The following is a 17,622-nucleotide window of genomic DNA, read 5'->3' as shown; positions in this document are numbered from 1 at the left end:
GCATGTTGACGCGACTGGTTGCGTGCCTCGGTGATGATCCAGTCCAGAAACAGCATGATCTTGCGCGCCCGGCGTTGGTCGTCGGGATACACCAACCAGTAATTCAACGGGGATTGTGCCGTTTGCGAAAAGGGCTGTACCAAACGCCCGTCCCGCAGCGCGTCCATCACCAAGGGGCTTCGGCCCATCGCAATGCCATCGCCTTGAATGGCGGATTGCACCACCATGTTCGACTGCGCGAAACTGCGGATCCGCGCCGGTGTTGGCAGGCTTTGCCCCGTTTCGCGGGCCCAGTATTCCCATGTGGGCAGGTCGGTTGTGGTGGGCGCAAATTCGTCGCGGATCTGGGTGTGAAATGTCAGATCAGCAATCCGGCGCAAGGGTTTCGAGCCGTTCAAAAGGCTTGGCGCACAGACCGGCGACAACGTTTCGGGCATCAGCTGGATGGCGGTGTAGCCGGGAAAATCGCCGGTGCCGTAGCGGATTGCAATGTCCGCCTCGGCCCGCGCCACTCCTCGCAATCCGGTGTCGGTGGTGATCGAGATGGCAAATTCCGGGTGCGCCCGATCAAAGCTCATCAGGCGCGGGAACAACCAGATAAAGGCAAAGCCGGGATGGCAGCTGATAACGATGGTGTGGTCGTCGCGCCGCTTGTCGCGGATGTCTTCGCAGACCTCCGAAATGTGGCCCAATCCTTTGGCGATGCTCAGCGCTAGTCGCGCGCCATCGCGGGTGGGCAGGGACCGTTTCGGGCCGCGGGTGATCAGATCGTGACCCAACCATTCTTCGAGCGCTTTGACATGCTGACTGACAGCGCTCTGGCCGACGCCCAATTCATCCGCCGCTTCGGAAAAACTGCCGTGGCGGGCAACGGCCTCGAAGGCTCTTAGTGCGGCAAAGGGAAGGTTCAAGATCATATTAGCCAGACTAATGACATTCATGCGAGCTTTCAATTGGTGACCTGCACGCGCTGATTTTAACGTTTTTGTGACAGGAGGCGCAGTCATGACGGCGATGGCAGGGGCATGGAACATGTTGGCGAACTGCGCGGGTGCGCGGCGCGGGGAGCGTGTTCTACTGGCCTATGAACCTGCCGAATACGGCTATTTCGACGCGTCCGTTCTCAATGCCGTGGGGCGCTTGGCCCACGAGATGGGGTTGATCGTCAAGACGGTCAATGTGGGGTTCGATCCGCATGTGACCCGTCTTTCTGACGCGCTGCGGGCGCAGATGGACAAGGTCGATATAGTTGTCTTTCTCGCGCGTCTCGGCGACCAACTGCGCTTCTGCGACATGCCCAAGGACAAGCGGATTGTGGTCTGCTTTGCGCTGGATGACGATTTGCTTGGCTCTGGGTTCGGGACAACCTCGTATGGTGCCTTTGTCGCGCTGAAAGACTGTGTGACGGGCGCGCTCTCGAGCGCCGCAACCGTACGGGTGACATGCCCAAACGGTACGGATGTTGTTGGCACGCCAGAGATGCCGCACGCGGATGCAGGGGACACCACGGTGTCGCGCTTTCCGATGTCGGTGTTCAAACCTGTCCCGGCGCAAAGCTTTTCGGGACGCGTCGCCCTTTGCGGGTTCCTCACAGGCACCGGGTCGCAATACTACGACGATTACACGCTTGAATTCGATGGTCCGGTGATGGCCTATCTGGAGCAGGGCCGATTGGTCGGTTTTGACGGATGTGCGCGCGACGTGGCTGCGGCCAATGCGCATTATGACCGGATTTCGGGTATCTTGGGCATAGACCGCAACTTCGTCCATTCGTGGCATGCGGGCATCCATCCGGGCTGCGGCTATCGGCGAGAGGCCCGGGCGAATTACGAACGGTGGGGCGGTGCCGCATTTGGCAATCCCCGCATCCTGCATTTCCACACCTGCGGTGCCTATGCGCCGGGAGAGATTTCGTGGAATGTGTTGGACCCCACCATCTGGATGGACGGTGTTCCTGTGTGGGAAAACGGCGTGTTCCATCCCTCGCGTCTTGCGGGCGGGCAAGCCATTCTGGACCGCTATCCTGATGCGGCGGCCGTGTTTGCGCATCCGGACGCTCATGTCGGTTTGGCGGCTTGGCGCGCGATGTCTGATGGCCCGGCGCTGCTCGAGGCGGCGTCCTAGGTTTTTCGGTTTTCCAGCCTGCGGAACAGCATCGACAATCCGAAACAGATCACGAAGTAGAACGCCGCAGTGGTGATCCACGCCTCGAAGATCAGGCGCGTTGACGCCACCAGTTCAACGGTCTTAAACGTGAGTTCCTGTACCGAGATCAACGAGATGATCGCGCTGTCCTTGATCAGGGTGATGAACTGGTTTGCCATGGGCGGCACAACCTTGTGCATCGCCTGTGGAAGTACGACGTAGCGCATTTCCTGATACCGGCTCATGCCGATGGACCGCGCCGCCTCGCGCTGGCCTTTGGGGATCGACTGAATGCCCGCGCGGACGATTTCGCCGACAAAGGCGCTTTCGAACAGCGCAAGTACGATCACACCCGAGATGAGCGAAGGAAAGCGACGCATGTCGCCAAAGAAAAACTCCCACACGGCGCGGTTCTCGGAGCGGGCAATCTCGCGCGCCCAGCTTTCGATATTGAGCGCTGTGATGAGTTGTTGGGACAGGAAGAAGAAAAAGATGAAGATCACCACGACGGGTGGGATATTGCGCAGGAATTCCAGATAGGTGCGCGCCAGCATGCGGATCGTGAGGTTCTTGGCGCAGCGCGCGATGCCAAGGATTGTGCCCAGAATGACCGCAAGGATGCTGGCGTAAATCGAGATCCGGATGGTCGCGATCAACCCTTGCAGCAGGACATTGGCGAACCATTCCTCGCGTTCGGTGTGGAAGCGCAGAATGTAGTTGGGGATCAGGTGCCAGCGCCAATTGTAGTTCAGCGTGCCTTCGATTTTCCACCAGATGTAGCCGAAGAACGCCAGCACCACGGCCAAAACAAGCCAGTCGAGCCAATGCAGTTTTTTCAGTTTGTTCAGCACATCACTGGCCTTTGCAAATCTGCCCCCCAGTGCCGGGCCGGGGGGCAAAGCATTGATTATTCAGGAACCTGATCGGCCCAGTCATTGCCACGGAACCAGTAATCATGGCGTGCTTTCAACCAACCGGTGTTGGTCTTGGCGGTGATCCAGCTGTTGAAATAGGCAAGCGCGTCGGGGTCGCCCTTGCGGACGGCAAAGCCTTCACCACCGGCCTGAAATGCCTGGTTGAACGGCACGTTCAGCACGTCGGGATAACGGCGTGCTTCGCTTGACGGGGTGGGCTCGGACGCCATGGTCGCGTGTGCATTGCCGTTCAGCACTTCCTGTGTTGCAGCGCCGTCCTCATCGAACAGTAGCAATTGCGCTTCGGGGAACATATCCGCGATTACGGTGGCGGGTGTGGCCCCGCGACGGGCTGCAAAGGTCACATCGGGGCTGTTGTAATCCTCAAGCGTGAAGCCCTCTGTCATCGCCGTGTTGGCAAGGATGGTCATGCCCGAATAGGCGTAGGGGATGGTGAAGTTGACCGTCAGGTTGCGCTGCGGTGTGACGGTCATGCCGCTGATGATCGTGTCGAAATTGCCCGACACGAGCGCTGGGATAATCCCATCCCACGAGGTCGGGACAAATTCCACCTCGACGCCCATGTCTTCTGCCAATTGACGACCCACATCAAGCTCGAACCCGATCAATTCGCCATTCAAGTCACGCATCGACCACGGCTTGAACAGCGACAGGCCGATCTTGATGACACCGCGTTCCTTGATCGCTTCGATCACGCTTGCACTGGCGATGTCCTGTGCCGTGCTCTGCGCTAAGGCTGGCAGCGCTGCTGTTGCAGCCAGCGTCGCGCCAAGGGCGGCGCCTAGAAATCTTCTGGTGATATTCATGGATGAACTCCCTGTTCAGAATGTGCGCCTTGAGAGCGCGGGTTATGTATCAACGGCGTAGCGTTTTTCGACAAACGACACGCCAACGGACAGGATCAACGTCACCGCCATGTAGACAGCGGCAATGGTGAACCAGACTTCAAAACTCATATAGGTTTCCGAGATGATGTTCCGCCCGATGGTGGTCAGCTCGGCCACGGCAATCACGCTGACGATGGCCGAGGATTTGACCATATGAACGACCTCGCCGGTCATCGGCGGCAGCATGAAGCGAATGGATTGGGGCAAGATGATGTAGCGATAGGCTTGCCCCTTTGACATGCCGATGGAGGTTGCGGCCTCCCACTGGCCTTTGGCCACCGCGTTGATCCCGGCGCGGAAAATCTCGGAGATCAGGACGGAATGGAAGACAGCGAGGCAGAGGATGCTGGCCCAGTAGCGGTCAAAGCCGAAGATCGGGCCAAGCACGTAGTAGAAAAGGTAGAGCAGCACCAAAAGCGGGATGTTGCGGATCAGTTCGAGGAAGGCGACAGAAACCGCCGTGCAGACCACCAGCCCCGACAGGCGCAGCAGCGCCACGATCAGGCCCATCACGACCGCCAAGGCGAAGGCGATGCTGGACAGGGTCAGCGTTTTGACCAGTCCGACACTGATCTCGCCCCATTGGAAGCCATCATCGGTGAACGTGTAGAAATATTGCGGAATGCGATACCACTGCCAGTTATATCCCATCGCCTGCGCGCCGCTATAGGCCAGCCAGACGATGCCGCCGATGATGGCCGTGTAGGCGATGATCGCAAACGTGACGGAGTCGATGGCTTTGGCGATCGGCTGTCGCTGTGGAAGTGCCCGGCCCTTGGCGGTGTATGATGGCTCGGCGATGCTCATCTAGTGGTCCAGGATTTGGTCAAGGAACGCGCGACACCGGGCACTGGCCGGGTTGGTGAAGAAAACGTCGGGCGGGGCGGTCTCGACAATCTCGCCTGCGTCCATGAACACCATCGTGTCCGCGACTTTGCGGGCAAACCCCATCTCGTGGGTGACAACGACCATCGTCATGCCGGTGTCGGCCAGTTCGACCATCACATCCAACACCTCGTTGATCATTTCTGGATCAAGCGCCGAGGTGGGTTCATCGAACAGCATGATCCGGCTTTCCATGCAAAGCGACCGGGCAATCGCCACGCGCTGCTGCTGCCCGCCGGACAGGGCGGACGGGTATTTGTCGGCCTGTTCGGGAATCCGGACCCGTTCAAGGTATTTGCGCGCGGTGCGTTCCGCCTCAGAGGGGGAGACCTTGCGAACCTTGATCGGACCGATGGTGAGGTTTTCCAGAACGGTCAGGTGCGGAAAGAGGTTGAACTGCTGGAACACCATCCCGACTTCTTGCCGCAGCCGGTAGATATGTTTTGAGTCCTCGTAGACCTCGACCCCGTCGACGGTCAGAACCCCGGAATTGTGAAACTCAAGCCCGTTGATGCAGCGAATGAGCGTGGATTTGCCCGACCCGGACGGGCCACACACCACCATACGCTCGCCTTCACGGACGCTGATCGAGATGTCCTTGAGGGCGTGGAAGTCGCCGTAGAACTTATCGACATGGTCAAATGTGATGATCGGCGCGCTATCCGACATGCAAAGCAGACATCTAAAATTCCCCAGTGGCTGTAACCATCAAACCAAGGAAGTCCTTGCAGGTGCAAGACAAAGTTTTGGAACATCTTTGTGCGGGCGGCTTTGACAAAGCGAATGCTGCAATTCTGATCGGTCGTTTCCGCCAGCTATGGTTGATGTTTACCCTGTTTCGACGTCTTCTGACGGCCTGACCCAGAAAGGCGTGGTTTTGCGATGAGTCCCAAGAGCCGGATTTCACTGACGATTGATGTGTCGGCCCCTGGTCGACAGGTCGGGGATGCAATGCTGCGCTGGTCCGACAACAGCAATCCGCTGGGTTATCACCCGATCCCGGTTGTTTCGGTCAAGGGCACGGACGGGCCTGTGCTGCTCTTGGTCGGCGGCACGCATGGCGACGAATACGAAGGTCCTGCAGCGATCATGCGGGTGATTCACGCGCTTGATCCATCCGATCTGCGCGGTCAGATCATCGCCTTTCCCGCGTTGAACATGCCCGCTGTTTCCGCGTCATCGCGGGTGTCGCCGCTGGACGGTGCGAACTTGAACCGCGCCTTTCCCGGCGACCGCGACGGCGGTCCGACCGCGATGATTGCGCAGTTTCTGGAAACCGAGATCCTGCCGCTTTGTGATGCGGCGATTGATCTGCATTCTGGCGGGAAAGCGTCGTTCTTCCAGCCCTGCGCCTTGCCGACTTTGACCGAAGACCCTGTTCTGGCGGCGAAAAATATGGAGCTTGCCCACCTGTTCGGCTTGCCGCTTGTCTGGCGTCTGGGCGCGCATAACGACAATCGGTCGGTGAACGCCGCTGCAGACCGAGCCGGTGTTCCCATGATCGCCACGGAACTTGGCGGCGGCGGTGGGGTCGACCCGGGTATCACCGATCAGGCCGAGGCGGGGGTCTGGAACATCCTGCGCCATCTGGGGATGGTCGATGGCGCTGTGCATCACCCACCCAAACCCCGAGTTGTCGAAATCCGTGACCCCCGCGCGTCGCTTTATGCTTCATCCGAGGGCCTGTTCGATCGTGCGCTAAGCGCGGGGCAGGACGTGGCGGCGGGCGATTTTGCCGGGTGGTTCCATCATGTCACGGAACCCGAACGCCCCTCGGTGCGCCTTACTGTGCCGCAGGACGGGATGATATTGGCTCACACCAATCGCGGGATGGTTCGACGCGGCGAGATGCTGCTTCTGGTCGTGCAGGACGTGGATCAGGCTTTGTAATAGCCCACGATATCGCCGTCTGTCGTCGCTCCAAGGCCGTTCAGCAAGCGGTTGGAATAATTGAAGTAAGCGCAGACCTGATTGACTTCGAGGATCTCTCCGTCATCGCAACCCGCGATCTTGAGCGCCTCGAAATCCGACTTGACCATCTTGCCAACCGACACCGTCAGTTTCGCCGCGTAGCGCAGCAGCGCCAGTTCCTTGCCGTCGAATTCATCTTCGGGCCGGTGCGCCTTGAGCGCCGTAAAGATGCGGTCGGACCGGGGCTGGTCCTTGATCAGGTTGCGCACGTTCATGAAGTGATGCGTGAGCGAATAGGTGCAATCGTTCAGGATCGACGTGTAGCTGGCCACCACTTCCAGAAACCAGAACGGCAGTTTGTTGTCGTCGGAATGCAGCACCGACCGATAAAGCGCCACATGCCCGTGCATGGTTTCAGGGCGCAGCGAATGCACACGCATCACGGTGTCGACGGTCCCGTGCGGGGTGCGCGCCTGATCCAGAAGCTCTTTCAGACGGGGTGAGGCGTCTTCGTCCGAGATCATTTCGATCCATGCTGTCATCGCAGGCTCCTTTGTTCAGTGCAGGCTTTGCGAACTATAGTCTGCTCGGCACAGTTCCGGCGAGACCCTTTGGTCAGGTCCGTATTCACCCGCGCGCATCTTCGAGGATCAGGTCCGAAGCCTTTTCGCCAACCATGATCGCGGGCGCATTGGTGTTCCCGGTGGGAATGGACGGAAAAATCGACGCGTCGGCCACCCGCAATCCGTCGATGCCGCGCACCCTTAGGCGTGGGTCAACAACAGAAGTCGCGGGATCGGTGCCCATCCGACAGGTGGAGCATTGGTGGAACACGGTCCAGGCTGTCTTTCGGATGTAAGCCTCGATGGCGGCGTCATTATCGACCTGGGCACCCGGCAGCAATTCGCTGTCGACCACAGCGCTCATTGCCTGCGTGCCCGCAATCTTGCGCATCAGTTTGGTGCCAGCCAGCATCAGCGTGCGGTCATATTCGGTCGAGAGGTAATTCGGGTGCATTTCCGGGGCCACAAACGGGTCGGGCGACCGGATTTGCAGATGCCCGACACTGGTCGGCTTGCAGGGGTTGAAGCCAATCAGCAGACCGGGGAAGGGGTCAGGGCTCATCAAGGGCCGCACGCCGACGGGCGCACGGGTGTAGCTGACCGGCGAAAAGTAGAGTTGCAGGTCGGGGCTGGGGGAGTCTTCCCGCACGCGGATGAACCCGCCGCCCTGATTGAGGCTCAGCGACAGGGGCCCCTTGCGTTTCAGCGCATAGTGCAGCGCGACTTTCATCTTGCCCAGCAGCGGCCCCAGCTCTTGATTGAGGCTGGCGACTTTGGAGACATAGAGGTTGTCGCTGCCGAGATGGTCCTGAAGGTTCCGACCCACCTGCGGTGCCTCAAGCAGTACGTCAATGCCGTGGTCCTGCAACACCTGTCCCGGCCCGATGCCCGACAGTTGCAACAATTGCGGTGAATTGATCGCACCGCCAGAAAGGATCACCTCGGCCCGGGCGCGGGCGGTCTTGGTCTGGCCCTTGTGGCGGTATTCGACACCGATGGCGCGGGTGCCGTCGAACAGAACGCGGGTCACATGTGCGCGCGTGCGGATCTCAAGGTTAGGACGCTTGCGTGCAGGATCGAGGTAGCAGCGCGCGGCAGAGGCGCGGAAGCCACCCTTCGTGGTGATCTGGTAGGTGGTCGCCCCCTCCATGTCGGAACCGTTGTAATCCGGGTTCGTCGGAAACCCGGCCTGAGCAGCCGCTTCAAGATAGATGCGGGTGAGGGGATGCACCTCGGGCAGGACATCATGCACCGCCAGTGGGCCACCCGTGCCCCGCGCCGGGCTTGGCGCGCCGTCCCAGTTCTCCATGCGGCGAAACAGCGGCTCCACATCGCTCCAGCCCCAGCCAGGGGCGGCGGCGTTCCATTCGGCGTAATCATTCTGGTGCCCGCGCACATAGACCATCGCGTTGATCGAGCTTGACCCGCCCAGCACTTTTCCGCGCGGCCAGTAGATCGGGCGATTGTCGAGATTGGGATCGGGTTCCGTGACGTATTTCCAATTGACCTTGGCGTCGTAGAAGATCTTGCCGTAGCCGATGGGAATCTGGACGAGCGGGGTCTTGTAGGACCCACCGGCTTCGAGAAGAAGCACGGTGTATTTGCCGGAAGCCGTCAACCGGTTGGCCAGCACCGATCCGGCCGACCCGGCCCCGACGATCACGAAATCAAATGCGTCCAAGCCAATCCTCCGTTGGTCGCGTGCCGAGATCCTGCAACGATCTCGGATGATGCGGGATCGTCAGTGGCACAGCGTTAGATGGATCATTCCGGTCGCGCAAGCCATCGAAAGTGAGGCGTTTGTCATTTTGGCAACTGCTCCATCAGCCAGGACCGGAACTGTGTGGCCGCGTGGCTGGGTTCGGCAATCGACAGAAAATAGCCTTCCTGGCTTGGGATCGACGCCGGATGCGCGCGTTCGACCATTCCTGACGCAAGCGCATGCCCGGCCAGCACCGCGCTGACAAGAGCAACACCGTTGCCATGTGCCGCCAGTTGCAGCGCCATACCGTAGGTGTCGGCAAACAGCGACGGCTGGCGATGCCCGCCGAGTTTGTCTGACCACGCGCGCCAGCCGCTCGAGGTGCCAACGGCTTCGATCAGAGGCAGCGTGTCAAGAGTGCCGTTGAGGGCAGGGGATTTCAGCGCGATCAGGTTGTTGGGGTGCAGCGGCTCTGCGTGTCGCCCGGCTTGCTTCGATGATCCGAACCGGATTTCGACATCGGCACGGGCCGAGTGGAAATCATCCGGCCAGATCGCGCTGAGAAAGCGCAGGCGGATGTTCGGATGACGTGCGGTGAAGTCGGGCAGGCGCGGGGCGATCACCCATTGCGCGACACTGACCGAGGTGGCGACGGTCAGCAGGTTTTCCACCGGTCCGGCTTCGAACCGGCTTGCCGCACCCGCTAGTGCATCAAGCGCTGCGCTGATCTCGGGCAGAAGCCGTCGCCCGTCATCGGTGAGCATCAGCCCCCGCGCTTGGCGGACGAAGAGCGGCACGCGCATGCGCAGTTCCAGCGACTTCACCTGCTGGCTCACGGCGGATTGGGTGAGGCCGATTTCTTCCGCTGCGGCGGTAAAGCTCAGATGCCGGGCCGCCGCTTCGAATGAGCGGAACCATGTCAAGGGTGGGAGCGATTTCGCCATGGGTCAAATCAGTCATTACTCTTTTTAATACCTAGCCCTCCAATTCATTCGTTTGTCAAAGATTTTGCCGGTTTCTACTGTCGCCGACAGCGAACAGGAGACCAACATGACACCAGAGATCCGCAAGATCGTGACCTATGATGAAGAGGTGCTGATCGAAGGGTTCAAAGTCGCCGAAACGCCGTGGCGCATGTTCGCCGTGGCCGCCGTTGTTCGGAACCCGTGGGCGGGGCGATACGTCGAAGACCTGACTCCCGAGATTCGCGCCTACGGGCCGGTTCTGGGCGAGATGCTGACCGAGCGGATGTTGCGGCTGGCCGGGGGTGGCGAGGCGATTGAAGCCTATGGCAAGGCGGCGGTGGTGGGTCTGGATGGCGAGGTCGAACATGCCTCGGGCCTGATCCACACGCTGAGGTTCGGAAATTTCTATCGGCAGGCGGTCGGTGCCAAGTCCTACCTTGCCTTCACCAACACGCGCGGCCCGGCGAATGCGCCGATCATGGTGCCGCTGATGGACAAGAACGATGCCGGGCGGCGGTCGCACTACCTGACCATCCAGTTTGCTATACCGGACGCGCCGCGCGCGGATGAGATTGTCGTCGTGCTGGGTGGAGCCACCTCGGGGCGTCCGCATCACCGGATTGGCGACCGCTATCAGGACCTCAAGGACTTGGGCCATGACCTGGACAACCCGGCCGCGGTCTGATCGGGCGGGCCTTGCCGCGATCGAGGCGGGCGAGGGCGCGCAGATCGTGCTGTTGCACGGCGTGGGCCTTCGGTCCGAGGCGTGGAACCGGCAGATCGACGCTTTGGCTGCAGCGTATCACGTCACCGCGTTCGACATGCCGGGGCATGGGGAAAGCGCGGTTCGGTCGGAGATGAGCCGTGTGTCGGACTATGCCGATGCGGTGCTGGCCGCCGTCGACGGCCCTGCGATGGTTGTCGGCCATTCGATGGGGGCGATGATCGCGCTGGATCTGGCGGTGCGGGCACCGGATCGGGTGAGGGGCGTCGTTGCGCTGAATGCGGTTTTCGAGCGGAGCCCCGAAGCAGCGCGCGCGGTGCAGGCGCGTGCGGCGGAGTTGGACGGGGTATCCGTGGCCGACCCGACAGGAGCGTTGGATCGCTGGTTCGGCCCCGACGACTCTCCCGAACGCTTGGCTTGCGAAGACTGGCTCTGCTCCGTGACACCCGCGGGCTACAAAGCCGCTTATACCGCCTTTGCCCACAATCCCGGCCCGCGCCGCGCGGATTTGGCGCGTCTGTTCTGCCCCGCACTGTTCATGACCGGCGCTCTGGAGCTGAACTCGACCCCCGCGATGTCCGAGGCGATGGCGGCTCTTGCGCCGCACGGCCGCGCGATCCTCGTTCCGGATGCGGCGCATATGATGCCCATGACCCATCCCGAGGTGGTCAACGCGGCACTGTTGGATTTTGCCGCCGAGGTGCTGTCGTGACCCCGGCTGAAATCGCTCTCTTCTTTGAAAGGACCTGAGACATGGAGTTCTCGCTTTTCGTGCACATGGAACGCCTGACGCCGGACCAACCGCATGACCAGTTGAACGAAGAGTTCATCGCGCTGTGCAAGATGGCGGATGAAGCCGGGATGCGGGCGGTCTGGACAGGTGAGCATCACGGGATGGAGTTCACCATTGCGCCGAACCCCCTGATGTCCTTGGTGAATATCGCGCACCATACAAAGAACGTGCGGCTGGGAACAGGCACGGTGATTGCGCCTTTCTGGCATCCGATCAAACTGGCGGGAGAGGCCGCGTCGGCGGACCTGCTGACCGGCGGACGGATCGAGTTGGGCATCGCGCGGGGGGCCTATTCCTACGAATATGAACGCCTGCGGCCCGGCATGGATGCTTGGGAAGCCGGGCAGCGCATGCGGGAAATCACGCCTTTGCTGCGAAAGCTTTGGGCCGGGGATTGTGCCCATGAAGGTGAGTTCTTCCAGTTCCCGGCGACCACATCAGCCCCGAAACCTGTTCAGCCCGATGGCCCGCCCATTTGGATTGCCGCGCGCGATCCGAACAGCCATGAGTTCGGCGTGCATAACGGGTTCAACATCCAGGTCACGCCGCTGTGGATGGGTATGGAAGAGATCGAAACCCTGATGGGCCGCTTCAACGCCGCCTGTGCCAGCTATGACGGGCCGCGTCCGAAAATCATGCTGTTGCACCATACATATGTGGGGCCCGATGAGGCAGATGTGGCGGTTGCGGCCAAGGAATTGTCGCGCTTTTACTGCTATTTCGGGGCATGGTTCCATAACAAGCGCCCGGTCAGTCAGGGCTTGATCGAACCGCTCACCGAGGATGAGATGGCGGCAAACGCATTGATGGCGCCCGAGAATATGGCGCGCGACCTGACCATAGGGACAGCGGATCAGGTTGTGGATCGGATCAAGGCATACGAGGATCTGGGGTATGACGAATATTCGTTCTGGATCGACAGCGGCATGAGTTTCGAGCGCAAACGCGCGTCGCTGGCGCGCTTCATCGACGATGTGATGCCGGCCTTTCAGTGAGGGATGTTATGACCCAGTTACCGCATTATCCGCTTTTCATCGACGGCGTTTGGACGGAAGGGGGAAGCGGGCAGGTGATGCGGTCGCAGAACCCTGCGACGGGCGCGGATTGGGCGACCTTTGCCTGTGCGGATGCGGGCGATGTGGACCGTGCAATTGGGGCGGCAAAGCGGGCGCTGAATGATCCGGCGTGGCGGGGTATGACGCAGACGCAGCGGGGCAAGCTGCTCTATCGTCTGGCGGATCTGATTGCGAAACATGCGCAGGAGATCGGTCGGATCGAAACCACCGACAGCGGCAAGCTTCTTGCGGAAACGGTAAGCCAGACCGGCTATGTCGCGGATTACTATCGCTATTATGCCGGTCTGGCCGACAAGATCGAAGGCGCGGTTCTGCCCATCGACAAGCCGGAGATGCATGTCTTCACCCGTCGTGAACCGATTGGTGTCGTGGTGGCTATCGTGCCGTGGAACGCGCAGATGTTCCTGACCGCAACCAAACTGGGTCCGGCCTTGGCGGCGGGGTGTACGGTGGTGCTCAAAGCGTCGGAAATCGCGCCTGCGCCGATGCTGGAATTCGCGCGGTTGATCGAGCAGGCGGGCTTTCCGCCCGGTGTGGTGTCGGTGATCACCGGGGACGCGGAGAATTGCGCGATCCCGCTGACGCGTCATCCCGATGTGGACAGGATCGCCTTTACCGGCGGGCCGGAAACCGCGCGGCACGTGGTGCGCAATTCGGCCGAGAATTTCGCCGTGACGACGCTGGAGCTGGGCGGGAAATCCCCGATCCTCGTGTTCGAGGATGCCGATCTCGACGGTGCTGCCAACGGGCTGATCGCGGGCAATTTCGGCGCGTCGGGCCAAAGTTGCGTCGCGGGCAGTCGTGGGCTTGTGCATCGGTCGGTGATGGACGACCTGATCGCGCGGATCGAGGCGAAGATGGCGGGCGTTGTGATCGGCGACCCGCTGGAGGCGGCGACGCATGTGGGTCCGCTTTGCACCGAGGCGCAGGTCAGGCGGATTGAGGCCACCTTGGCGGCAGCGGTCGAAGGTGGTGCGCACATCCGGTTTGGCGGGGCTCGTCTGGACCGACCCGGCAACTACATGGCCCCAACGCTGGTGAAATGCGCGGACGCAGGTACAGAAACGCTCAAGGTCGAGATGTTTGGGCCCGTCATGTCTCTCTTGCCGTTCGATACGGAAGACGAGGCCATCGCCTTGGCCAATGACACCCCGTTCGGGTTGGGGTCGGGGGTTTTTACCCAGAACGTCGCCCGCGCGCATCGCGTGTCGGCGCGGATCAAGGCGGGGATTTGCTGGGTGAACACCTATCGCGCCGTGTCGCCCATCGCGCCCTTCGGCGGGTTCAACCAGTCGGGCTATGGACGTGAAGCGGGGATTGAAGCCGTCCACGATTACACCCGGACCAAGACTGTCTGGATCAGCACGTCGGAAGTACCCATGTCCAATCCGTTCGTGATGCGCTGAGGCTGCAGGCGCGCTGTAATGGCGCTGCGCAAAAATTAAAGAGGTATTCCAGTTGTAACTTTAAAAAATACTCCCAAATGCCTTTTCAGGGGCGGGAGTGTGCAATGTTGACTGACGACAAGTTACTGACTTTGCCGTGTGGACGACCTTTCCACATGGACCGTTTGCGGTCTGATGGAATTCTTGGTGCGGACGAACTGGAGTTTTGCAAGACCCACGGCATCCCCCTTGCCTTTGATCCCATGCAATGTGGCTGGGTGCTGGCGCAGGGGATAGACGATCTGTTCCCGAATGAAGTGATTGACCCCGCGCATCCCAGAACGGGACGCGCGCAGACAAACGTTTCTTTGCATGTGCATCTGCGCCCTTGGGAAATGAAGGATGCGCCGCGGCTTGTTGAACTGCTTGACGACCCCAAGATGTGGGAGACGCTACCAGAACCCTATCCCGGTGCTGTGACCCTCGAGATGGCGCAATCCCTGATCGAGATCGCGAACCATGGAGGGCATCACAGCGTCTTTGCCATCCTTTACGACGATGTTCCTGTCGGCCAAGTGCGACTCCATTCTTTAGATAGCGCACAGGAAGACGGCGTTTCAGAACTCAGCTATTGGATTGGCCGCGCGTATTGGCAGCAGGGCTTTGCCAGTGCGGCGGTCGTTCCTTTTGTCCGGCAGTGCTTTGCAGAAGATGCGTCGCTGGTTGCGTTGATCGCCAAGGTCAAGGACGGCAATGTCGCGTCGCGGCGTGTGCTCGAGGCTGCAGGATTTGTGCCGAATGGCTGCGCGGACCCCGGTTGGGACCTGCTCCGTCGCACGCGCTGATCGTTAGTCGTGCCTTGACCTTAGTTTCACGGCCGAGTTGTTTTTCCGGAAATTATACACGGCGTCGTCGTGCAATTTTCCTCGGGATACAAAAAAGCGTCTGCAAAATGCATGTTTGACCGTGATGCGGACTTGATCTTTGCGAATAGAGCTGCGTAAATTTTCCGGAAGCGGAAATTATGCAGGTTGAGGGTAAATTTTGCAAAGCATCGGAGACGCCCTGGGACTCGCTTTCGCGCTGGTGCTGTCCGGTGATCCGGACCTGCTTGAAATCGTTCTTTTGTCACTGAGGGTCAGTCTGACCGCAACGATCGTCGCTTGTGCCATAGGGCTTCCGATTGGGGCACTTGTCGCGATTGGCCAGTTCCGGGGGCGCAATGCGGTTCTCATCCTGATGAATGCCCTGATGGGGCTGCCGCCGGTGGTGGTTGGCTTGTTGGTGTACCTGCACCTGTCCCGGTCTGGACCGCTTGGCTTTCTTGGGCTGCTCTATACTCCGACGGCGATGATCATTGCGCAGACCATCCTGATCGCGCCGATTGTTGCGGCTTTGTCCCGGCAGGTTCTCGAAGACCTGCACACCGAATATGCCGACCAGTTCCGGTCGCTGTGCCTGACCCGGATGCAGACCGTGCAGGCCTTGCTCTGGGACGCGCGGTATTCGCTGCTGACGGTGGGCCTTGCCGGGTTCGGGCGGGCTGTGGCCGAAGTGGGGGCTGTCATCATCGTTGGTGGCAATATCGACCACCTGACGCGGGTGATGACGACGGCAATTGCGCTTGAGACCTCCAAAGGGGACCTCGCGCTGGCTTTGGCCCTTGGAATCATCCTGCTGGTGATTGCTTTGGGTGTGAACGCGGCGGTGCAATCCGTCCGCATGACGGCGGCGCGGCAAGCCTATGTTTGACGCGGCCACCATGGGTTCTGACCCGTCCAGTCGCACCGCGTCGCTGACGGCGGGTCTTGACCTTGTGATGCGCGATGTTGGTCTGCGTTTTGACAATGTGATGGCGCTGGACGGAGTGAGCCTGGACCTAGGCGCGACGGGGTGCACGGTCATCATGGGACCGAACGGCGCGGGCAAGAGCCTGCTGCTCAAGGTGATGCACGGTTTGATCACGCCAAGTTCCGGCACTGTTCTGTGGGCCGGGGTACACCCTAAGGATGCGATGTCCAGACAGGCGCTTGTGTTTCAGAAGCCCGTGCTTTTGCGCCGCTCGGTTGCTGCGAATATCGACTTCGTTCTCAAGGCGCGCGGTAAGAACATGGCGCGCCGCGACGACCTGCTTGACCATGTCGGGCTTCGGCACAAGGCCAATCAGCCCGCGCGGCTGCTGTCGGGAGGCGAGGCGCAGCGTCTTGCCTTGGCGCGGGCTTTGGCGACCGATCCGGAGGTTCTTTTTCTGGACGAGCCGACGGCAAGCCTTGATCCGGCGTCTGTCCTGGCCATCGAGAAGATCGTTGCTGACGCACGGGATCGTGGGGTGCGCGTCGTTCTCGTGACTCATGACGTTGGACAGGCCCGGCGCATGGCGGACGATGTCGTGTTTCTGCACCGCGGGCGCATCGGGGAACATTCCCCGGCGGCGGCGTTTTTCCGGGAACCGCGTTGCGCCGCGGCCCGCGACTACATCGACGGCAGAATTGTCGTCTAAACCGGTCGCTATCAAACAGGGATCATCATGTATTCACATCGTTTTTTAGCAGCTGCACTGGCGCTATTTATCGCCGGATTGGCATCCGCTCAGGACAGCTCGATCATTGTGCAGTCCACGACATCGACAGCCAATTCCGGGCTCTATGACTATCTCCTGCCGCTGTTCAAAGAGACATCGGGCATTCAGGTGAACGTGGTCGCCGTGGGCACCGGGCAGGCCATCAAGAATGCCGAGAACTGCGATGGCGATGTCTTGCTGGTTCATGCCAAGGCGTCGGAAGAGAAATTTGTCGCCGACGGGTTTGGAACGGTTCGGATCGACCTGATGTATAACGACTTTGTCGTGGTCGGCCCCAGCTCTGACCCGGCGGGTGTCGCCGGAATGAACGATGTTCAGGGGGCATTGACCAAGATCGCGGACAGCGGCGCCTTGTTCGCCTCGCGCGGGGATGATAGTGGCACGCACAAGAAAGAAATGTCGCTCTGGGCCAGCGCCGGGGTCGATCCGACATCCTCCAGCGGCGAATGGTACCGCGAAACCGGATCAGGCATGGGCGCGACCCTGAACACGGGGATCGGCATGGGTGCCTATGTTCTGACCGACCGCGCAACCTGGATCAGCTTCGAGAACAAGCAGGACTACCAGATCAGTGTCGAAGGCGATGACGACATGTTCAACCAATATGGCGTGATCCCGGTCAATCCTGCCAAGTGCCCAAGTGTGAACGCAGACGCGGCCCAGACGTTTGCCGATTGGCTGGTTTCGGCGGACGGACAGACGGCCATCGCGGGTTACAAGGTGGCCGATCAGCAGCTGTTTTTCCCGAACGCCCCAACCAACTGAGAGTGCAGACAGGGGCAACGCGCGGCATTCTGTTGGACGATGGTTAAATTTTCGAATGATCACCTGTATTCGCGATCTACTAACCCAGTGTTCGAAGCGCACAGACTAGCTGTTATAAAGAACGGCGCCACGTGAGCACGTGGCGCTAGCCTTTGTCGTGCCAAGGTGTTGGATGTCACTGAGAACTGACCCAGCATTGTCATCGAGATTTGACCCGCCTGTCAGTATGTCGGTCGGTTCATGACGGGGTCAACATTGGCGTCTCCTTCCTCTTTTTTTTCGCGGTCTCCGAGCTGGCCTTGAAG

General features: G+C 60.4%; 18 protein-coding genes. 10 read left to right on the top strand and 8 right to left on the bottom strand.

Features of this window, described 5'->3' with window-relative positions; all coding sequences use genetic code 11:
• On the bottom strand, positions 1–941 hold a 941-nt coding region (locus tag JJ869_RS15670), incomplete at its 3' end, for a LysR substrate-binding domain-containing protein (RefSeq protein WP_292268497.1).
• A 64-nt stretch (positions 942–1,005) separates the two neighbouring features.
• Here JJ869_RS15670 and JJ869_RS15665 point away from each other — a divergent pair.
• Positions 1,006–2,124, top strand: a complete 1,119-nt coding sequence (locus JJ869_RS15665; RefSeq protein ID WP_292268496.1) for a hypothetical protein — start codon at positions 1,006–1,008, stop codon at positions 2,122–2,124.
• Here JJ869_RS15665 and JJ869_RS15660 read toward each other — a convergent pair.
• From JJ869_RS15660 to JJ869_RS15645, 4 genes are read right to left on the bottom strand one after another with little or no spacing between them, the layout of a single operon-like run.
• Entirely contained in the window at positions 2,121–2,996 is an 876-nt protein-coding gene (locus JJ869_RS15660) for an amino acid ABC transporter permease (protein WP_292268495.1), read from the bottom strand. The two genes, JJ869_RS15665 and JJ869_RS15660, sit on opposite strands and share 4 nt — an antisense overlap.
• A gap of 56 nt (positions 2,997–3,052) precedes the next feature.
• The gene (locus tag JJ869_RS15655; protein WP_292268494.1) at positions 3,053–3,886 is read right to left on the bottom strand and encodes a transporter substrate-binding domain-containing protein; all 834 of its coding nucleotides are present in this window, start codon (positions 3,884–3,886) and stop codon (positions 3,053–3,055) included.
• 42 nt (positions 3,887–3,928) lie between these two features.
• Positions 3,929–4,774 (bottom strand): amino acid ABC transporter permease, encoded by an 846-nt coding sequence (locus JJ869_RS15650; protein WP_292268493.1) that lies wholly within the window; start codon positions 4,772–4,774, stop codon positions 3,929–3,931.
• Positions 4,775–5,521, bottom strand: coding sequence for an amino acid ABC transporter ATP-binding protein (locus JJ869_RS15645; RefSeq protein ID WP_292268492.1), 747 nt, complete (start codon positions 5,519–5,521; stop codon positions 4,775–4,777).
• Positions 5,522–5,734: 213 nt separating this feature from the next.
• Here JJ869_RS15645 and JJ869_RS15640 point away from each other — a divergent pair, with 213 nt between their 5' ends.
• Complete coding sequence (locus tag JJ869_RS15640) at positions 5,735–6,742, top strand: succinylglutamate desuccinylase/aspartoacylase family protein (RefSeq protein ID WP_292268491.1); 1,008 nt, start codon at positions 5,735–5,737, stop codon at positions 6,740–6,742.
• Here JJ869_RS15640 and JJ869_RS15635 read toward each other — a convergent pair.
• The 3 genes from JJ869_RS15635 to JJ869_RS15625 form a co-directional block, all read right to left on the bottom strand.
• Positions 6,730–7,305: a peroxidase-related enzyme gene (locus JJ869_RS15635; RefSeq protein ID WP_292268490.1), complete on the bottom strand. Its 576-nt coding sequence runs from the start codon at positions 7,303–7,305 to the stop codon at positions 6,730–6,732. The genes JJ869_RS15640 and JJ869_RS15635 overlap by 13 nt on opposite strands.
• 85 nt (positions 7,306–7,390) lie before the next feature.
• Positions 7,391–9,007, bottom strand: coding sequence for a GMC family oxidoreductase N-terminal domain-containing protein (locus JJ869_RS15630; RefSeq protein WP_292268489.1), 1,617 nt, complete (start codon positions 9,005–9,007; stop codon positions 7,391–7,393).
• A 122-nt stretch (positions 9,008–9,129) separates the two neighbouring features.
• Entirely contained in the window at positions 9,130–9,972 is an 843-nt protein-coding gene (locus JJ869_RS15625) for a LysR family transcriptional regulator (protein WP_292268488.1), read from the bottom strand.
• 106 nt (positions 9,973–10,078) lie between these two features.
• Between JJ869_RS15625 and JJ869_RS15620 the strand changes: the two genes are divergently transcribed.
• The 8 genes from JJ869_RS15620 (at position 10,079) to JJ869_RS15585 (ending at position 17,317) form a co-directional block, all read left to right on the top strand.
• Entirely contained in the window at positions 10,079–10,678 is a 600-nt protein-coding gene (locus JJ869_RS15620) for an amino acid synthesis family protein (RefSeq protein ID WP_292268487.1), read from the top strand.
• Positions 10,650–11,429, top strand: coding sequence for an alpha/beta hydrolase (locus JJ869_RS15615; protein ID WP_292268485.1), 780 nt, complete (start codon positions 10,650–10,652; stop codon positions 11,427–11,429). Before JJ869_RS15620 ends, JJ869_RS15615 begins: the two co-directional genes overlap by 29 nt.
• 41 nt (positions 11,430–11,470) lie before the next feature.
• Entirely contained in the window at positions 11,471–12,505 is a 1,035-nt protein-coding gene (locus JJ869_RS15610; RefSeq protein ID WP_292268484.1) for an LLM class flavin-dependent oxidoreductase, read from the top strand.
• Between the two features lie 8 nt (positions 12,506–12,513).
• Complete coding sequence (locus JJ869_RS15605; protein ID WP_292268483.1) at positions 12,514–13,992, top strand: aldehyde dehydrogenase; 1,479 nt, start codon at positions 12,514–12,516, stop codon at positions 13,990–13,992.
• A 104-nt stretch (positions 13,993–14,096) separates the two neighbouring features.
• The gene (locus JJ869_RS15600) at positions 14,097–14,816 is read left to right on the top strand and encodes a GNAT family protein (protein WP_292268481.1); all 720 of its coding nucleotides are present in this window, start codon (positions 14,097–14,099) and stop codon (positions 14,814–14,816) included.
• 199 nt (positions 14,817–15,015) lie between these two features.
• Entirely contained in the window at positions 15,016–15,723 is a 708-nt protein-coding gene (locus JJ869_RS15595; RefSeq protein WP_292268480.1) for an ABC transporter permease, read from the top strand.
• 10 nt (positions 15,724–15,733) lie between these two features.
• Positions 15,734–16,471, top strand: a complete 738-nt coding sequence (locus JJ869_RS15590) for an ATP-binding cassette domain-containing protein (protein ID WP_292268478.1) — start codon at positions 15,734–15,736, stop codon at positions 16,469–16,471.
• Between the two features lie 27 nt (positions 16,472–16,498).
• Entirely contained in the window at positions 16,499–17,317 is an 819-nt protein-coding gene (locus JJ869_RS15585; protein ID WP_292268476.1) for a substrate-binding domain-containing protein, read from the top strand.
• The last annotated feature ends 305 nt before the right edge of the window (positions 17,318–17,622 follow it).

The sequence above is a fragment of the Marivita sp. genome (assembly GCF_017643905.1).
Lineage (GTDB): Bacteria > Pseudomonadota > Alphaproteobacteria > Rhodobacterales > Rhodobacteraceae > Marivita.
This window is presented reverse-complemented; position numbering and strand designations above follow the sequence as displayed.

What these genes read in the sequence shown, in the direction of transcription:
- JJ869_RS15620 (WP_292268487.1), top strand. Translation starts at nt 10,079, where the DNA reads ATGACACCAGAGATCCGCAAGATCGTGACCTATGATGAAGAGGTGCTG.
- JJ869_RS15610 (WP_292268484.1), top strand. Translation starts at nt 11,471, where the DNA reads ATGGAGTTCTCGCTTTTCGTGCACATGGAACGCCTGACGCCGGACCAA.
- JJ869_RS15600 (WP_292268481.1), top strand. Translation starts at nt 14,097, where the DNA reads ATGTTGACTGACGACAAGTTACTGACTTTGCCGTGTGGACGACCTTTC.
- JJ869_RS15640 (WP_292268491.1), top strand. Translation starts at nt 5,735, where the DNA reads ATGAGTCCCAAGAGCCGGATTTCACTGACGATTGATGTGTCGGCCCCT.
- JJ869_RS15650 (WP_292268493.1), bottom strand. Translation starts at nt 4,774, where the DNA reads ATGAGCATCGCCGAGCCATCATACACCGCCAAGGGCCGGGCACTTCCA.
- JJ869_RS15590 (WP_292268478.1), top strand. Translation starts at nt 15,734, where the DNA reads ATGGGTTCTGACCCGTCCAGTCGCACCGCGTCGCTGACGGCGGGTCTT.
- JJ869_RS15635 (WP_292268490.1), bottom strand. Translation starts at nt 7,305, where the DNA reads ATGACAGCATGGATCGAAATGATCTCGGACGAAGACGCCTCACCCCGT.
- JJ869_RS15605 (WP_292268483.1), top strand. Translation starts at nt 12,514, where the DNA reads ATGACCCAGTTACCGCATTATCCGCTTTTCATCGACGGCGTTTGGACG.
- JJ869_RS15615 (WP_292268485.1), top strand. Translation starts at nt 10,650, where the DNA reads ATGACCTGGACAACCCGGCCGCGGTCTGATCGGGCGGGCCTTGCCGCG.
- JJ869_RS15645 (WP_292268492.1), bottom strand. Translation starts at nt 5,521, where the DNA reads ATGTCGGATAGCGCGCCGATCATCACATTTGACCATGTCGATAAGTTC.
- JJ869_RS15665 (WP_292268496.1), top strand. Translation starts at nt 1,006, where the DNA reads ATGACGGCGATGGCAGGGGCATGGAACATGTTGGCGAACTGCGCGGGT.
- JJ869_RS15585 (WP_292268476.1), top strand. Translation starts at nt 16,499, where the DNA reads ATGTATTCACATCGTTTTTTAGCAGCTGCACTGGCGCTATTTATCGCC.
- JJ869_RS15625 (WP_292268488.1), bottom strand. Translation starts at nt 9,972, where the DNA reads ATGGCGAAATCGCTCCCACCCTTGACATGGTTCCGCTCATTCGAAGCG.
- JJ869_RS15655 (WP_292268494.1), bottom strand. Translation starts at nt 3,886, where the DNA reads ATGAATATCACCAGAAGATTTCTAGGCGCCGCCCTTGGCGCGACGCTG.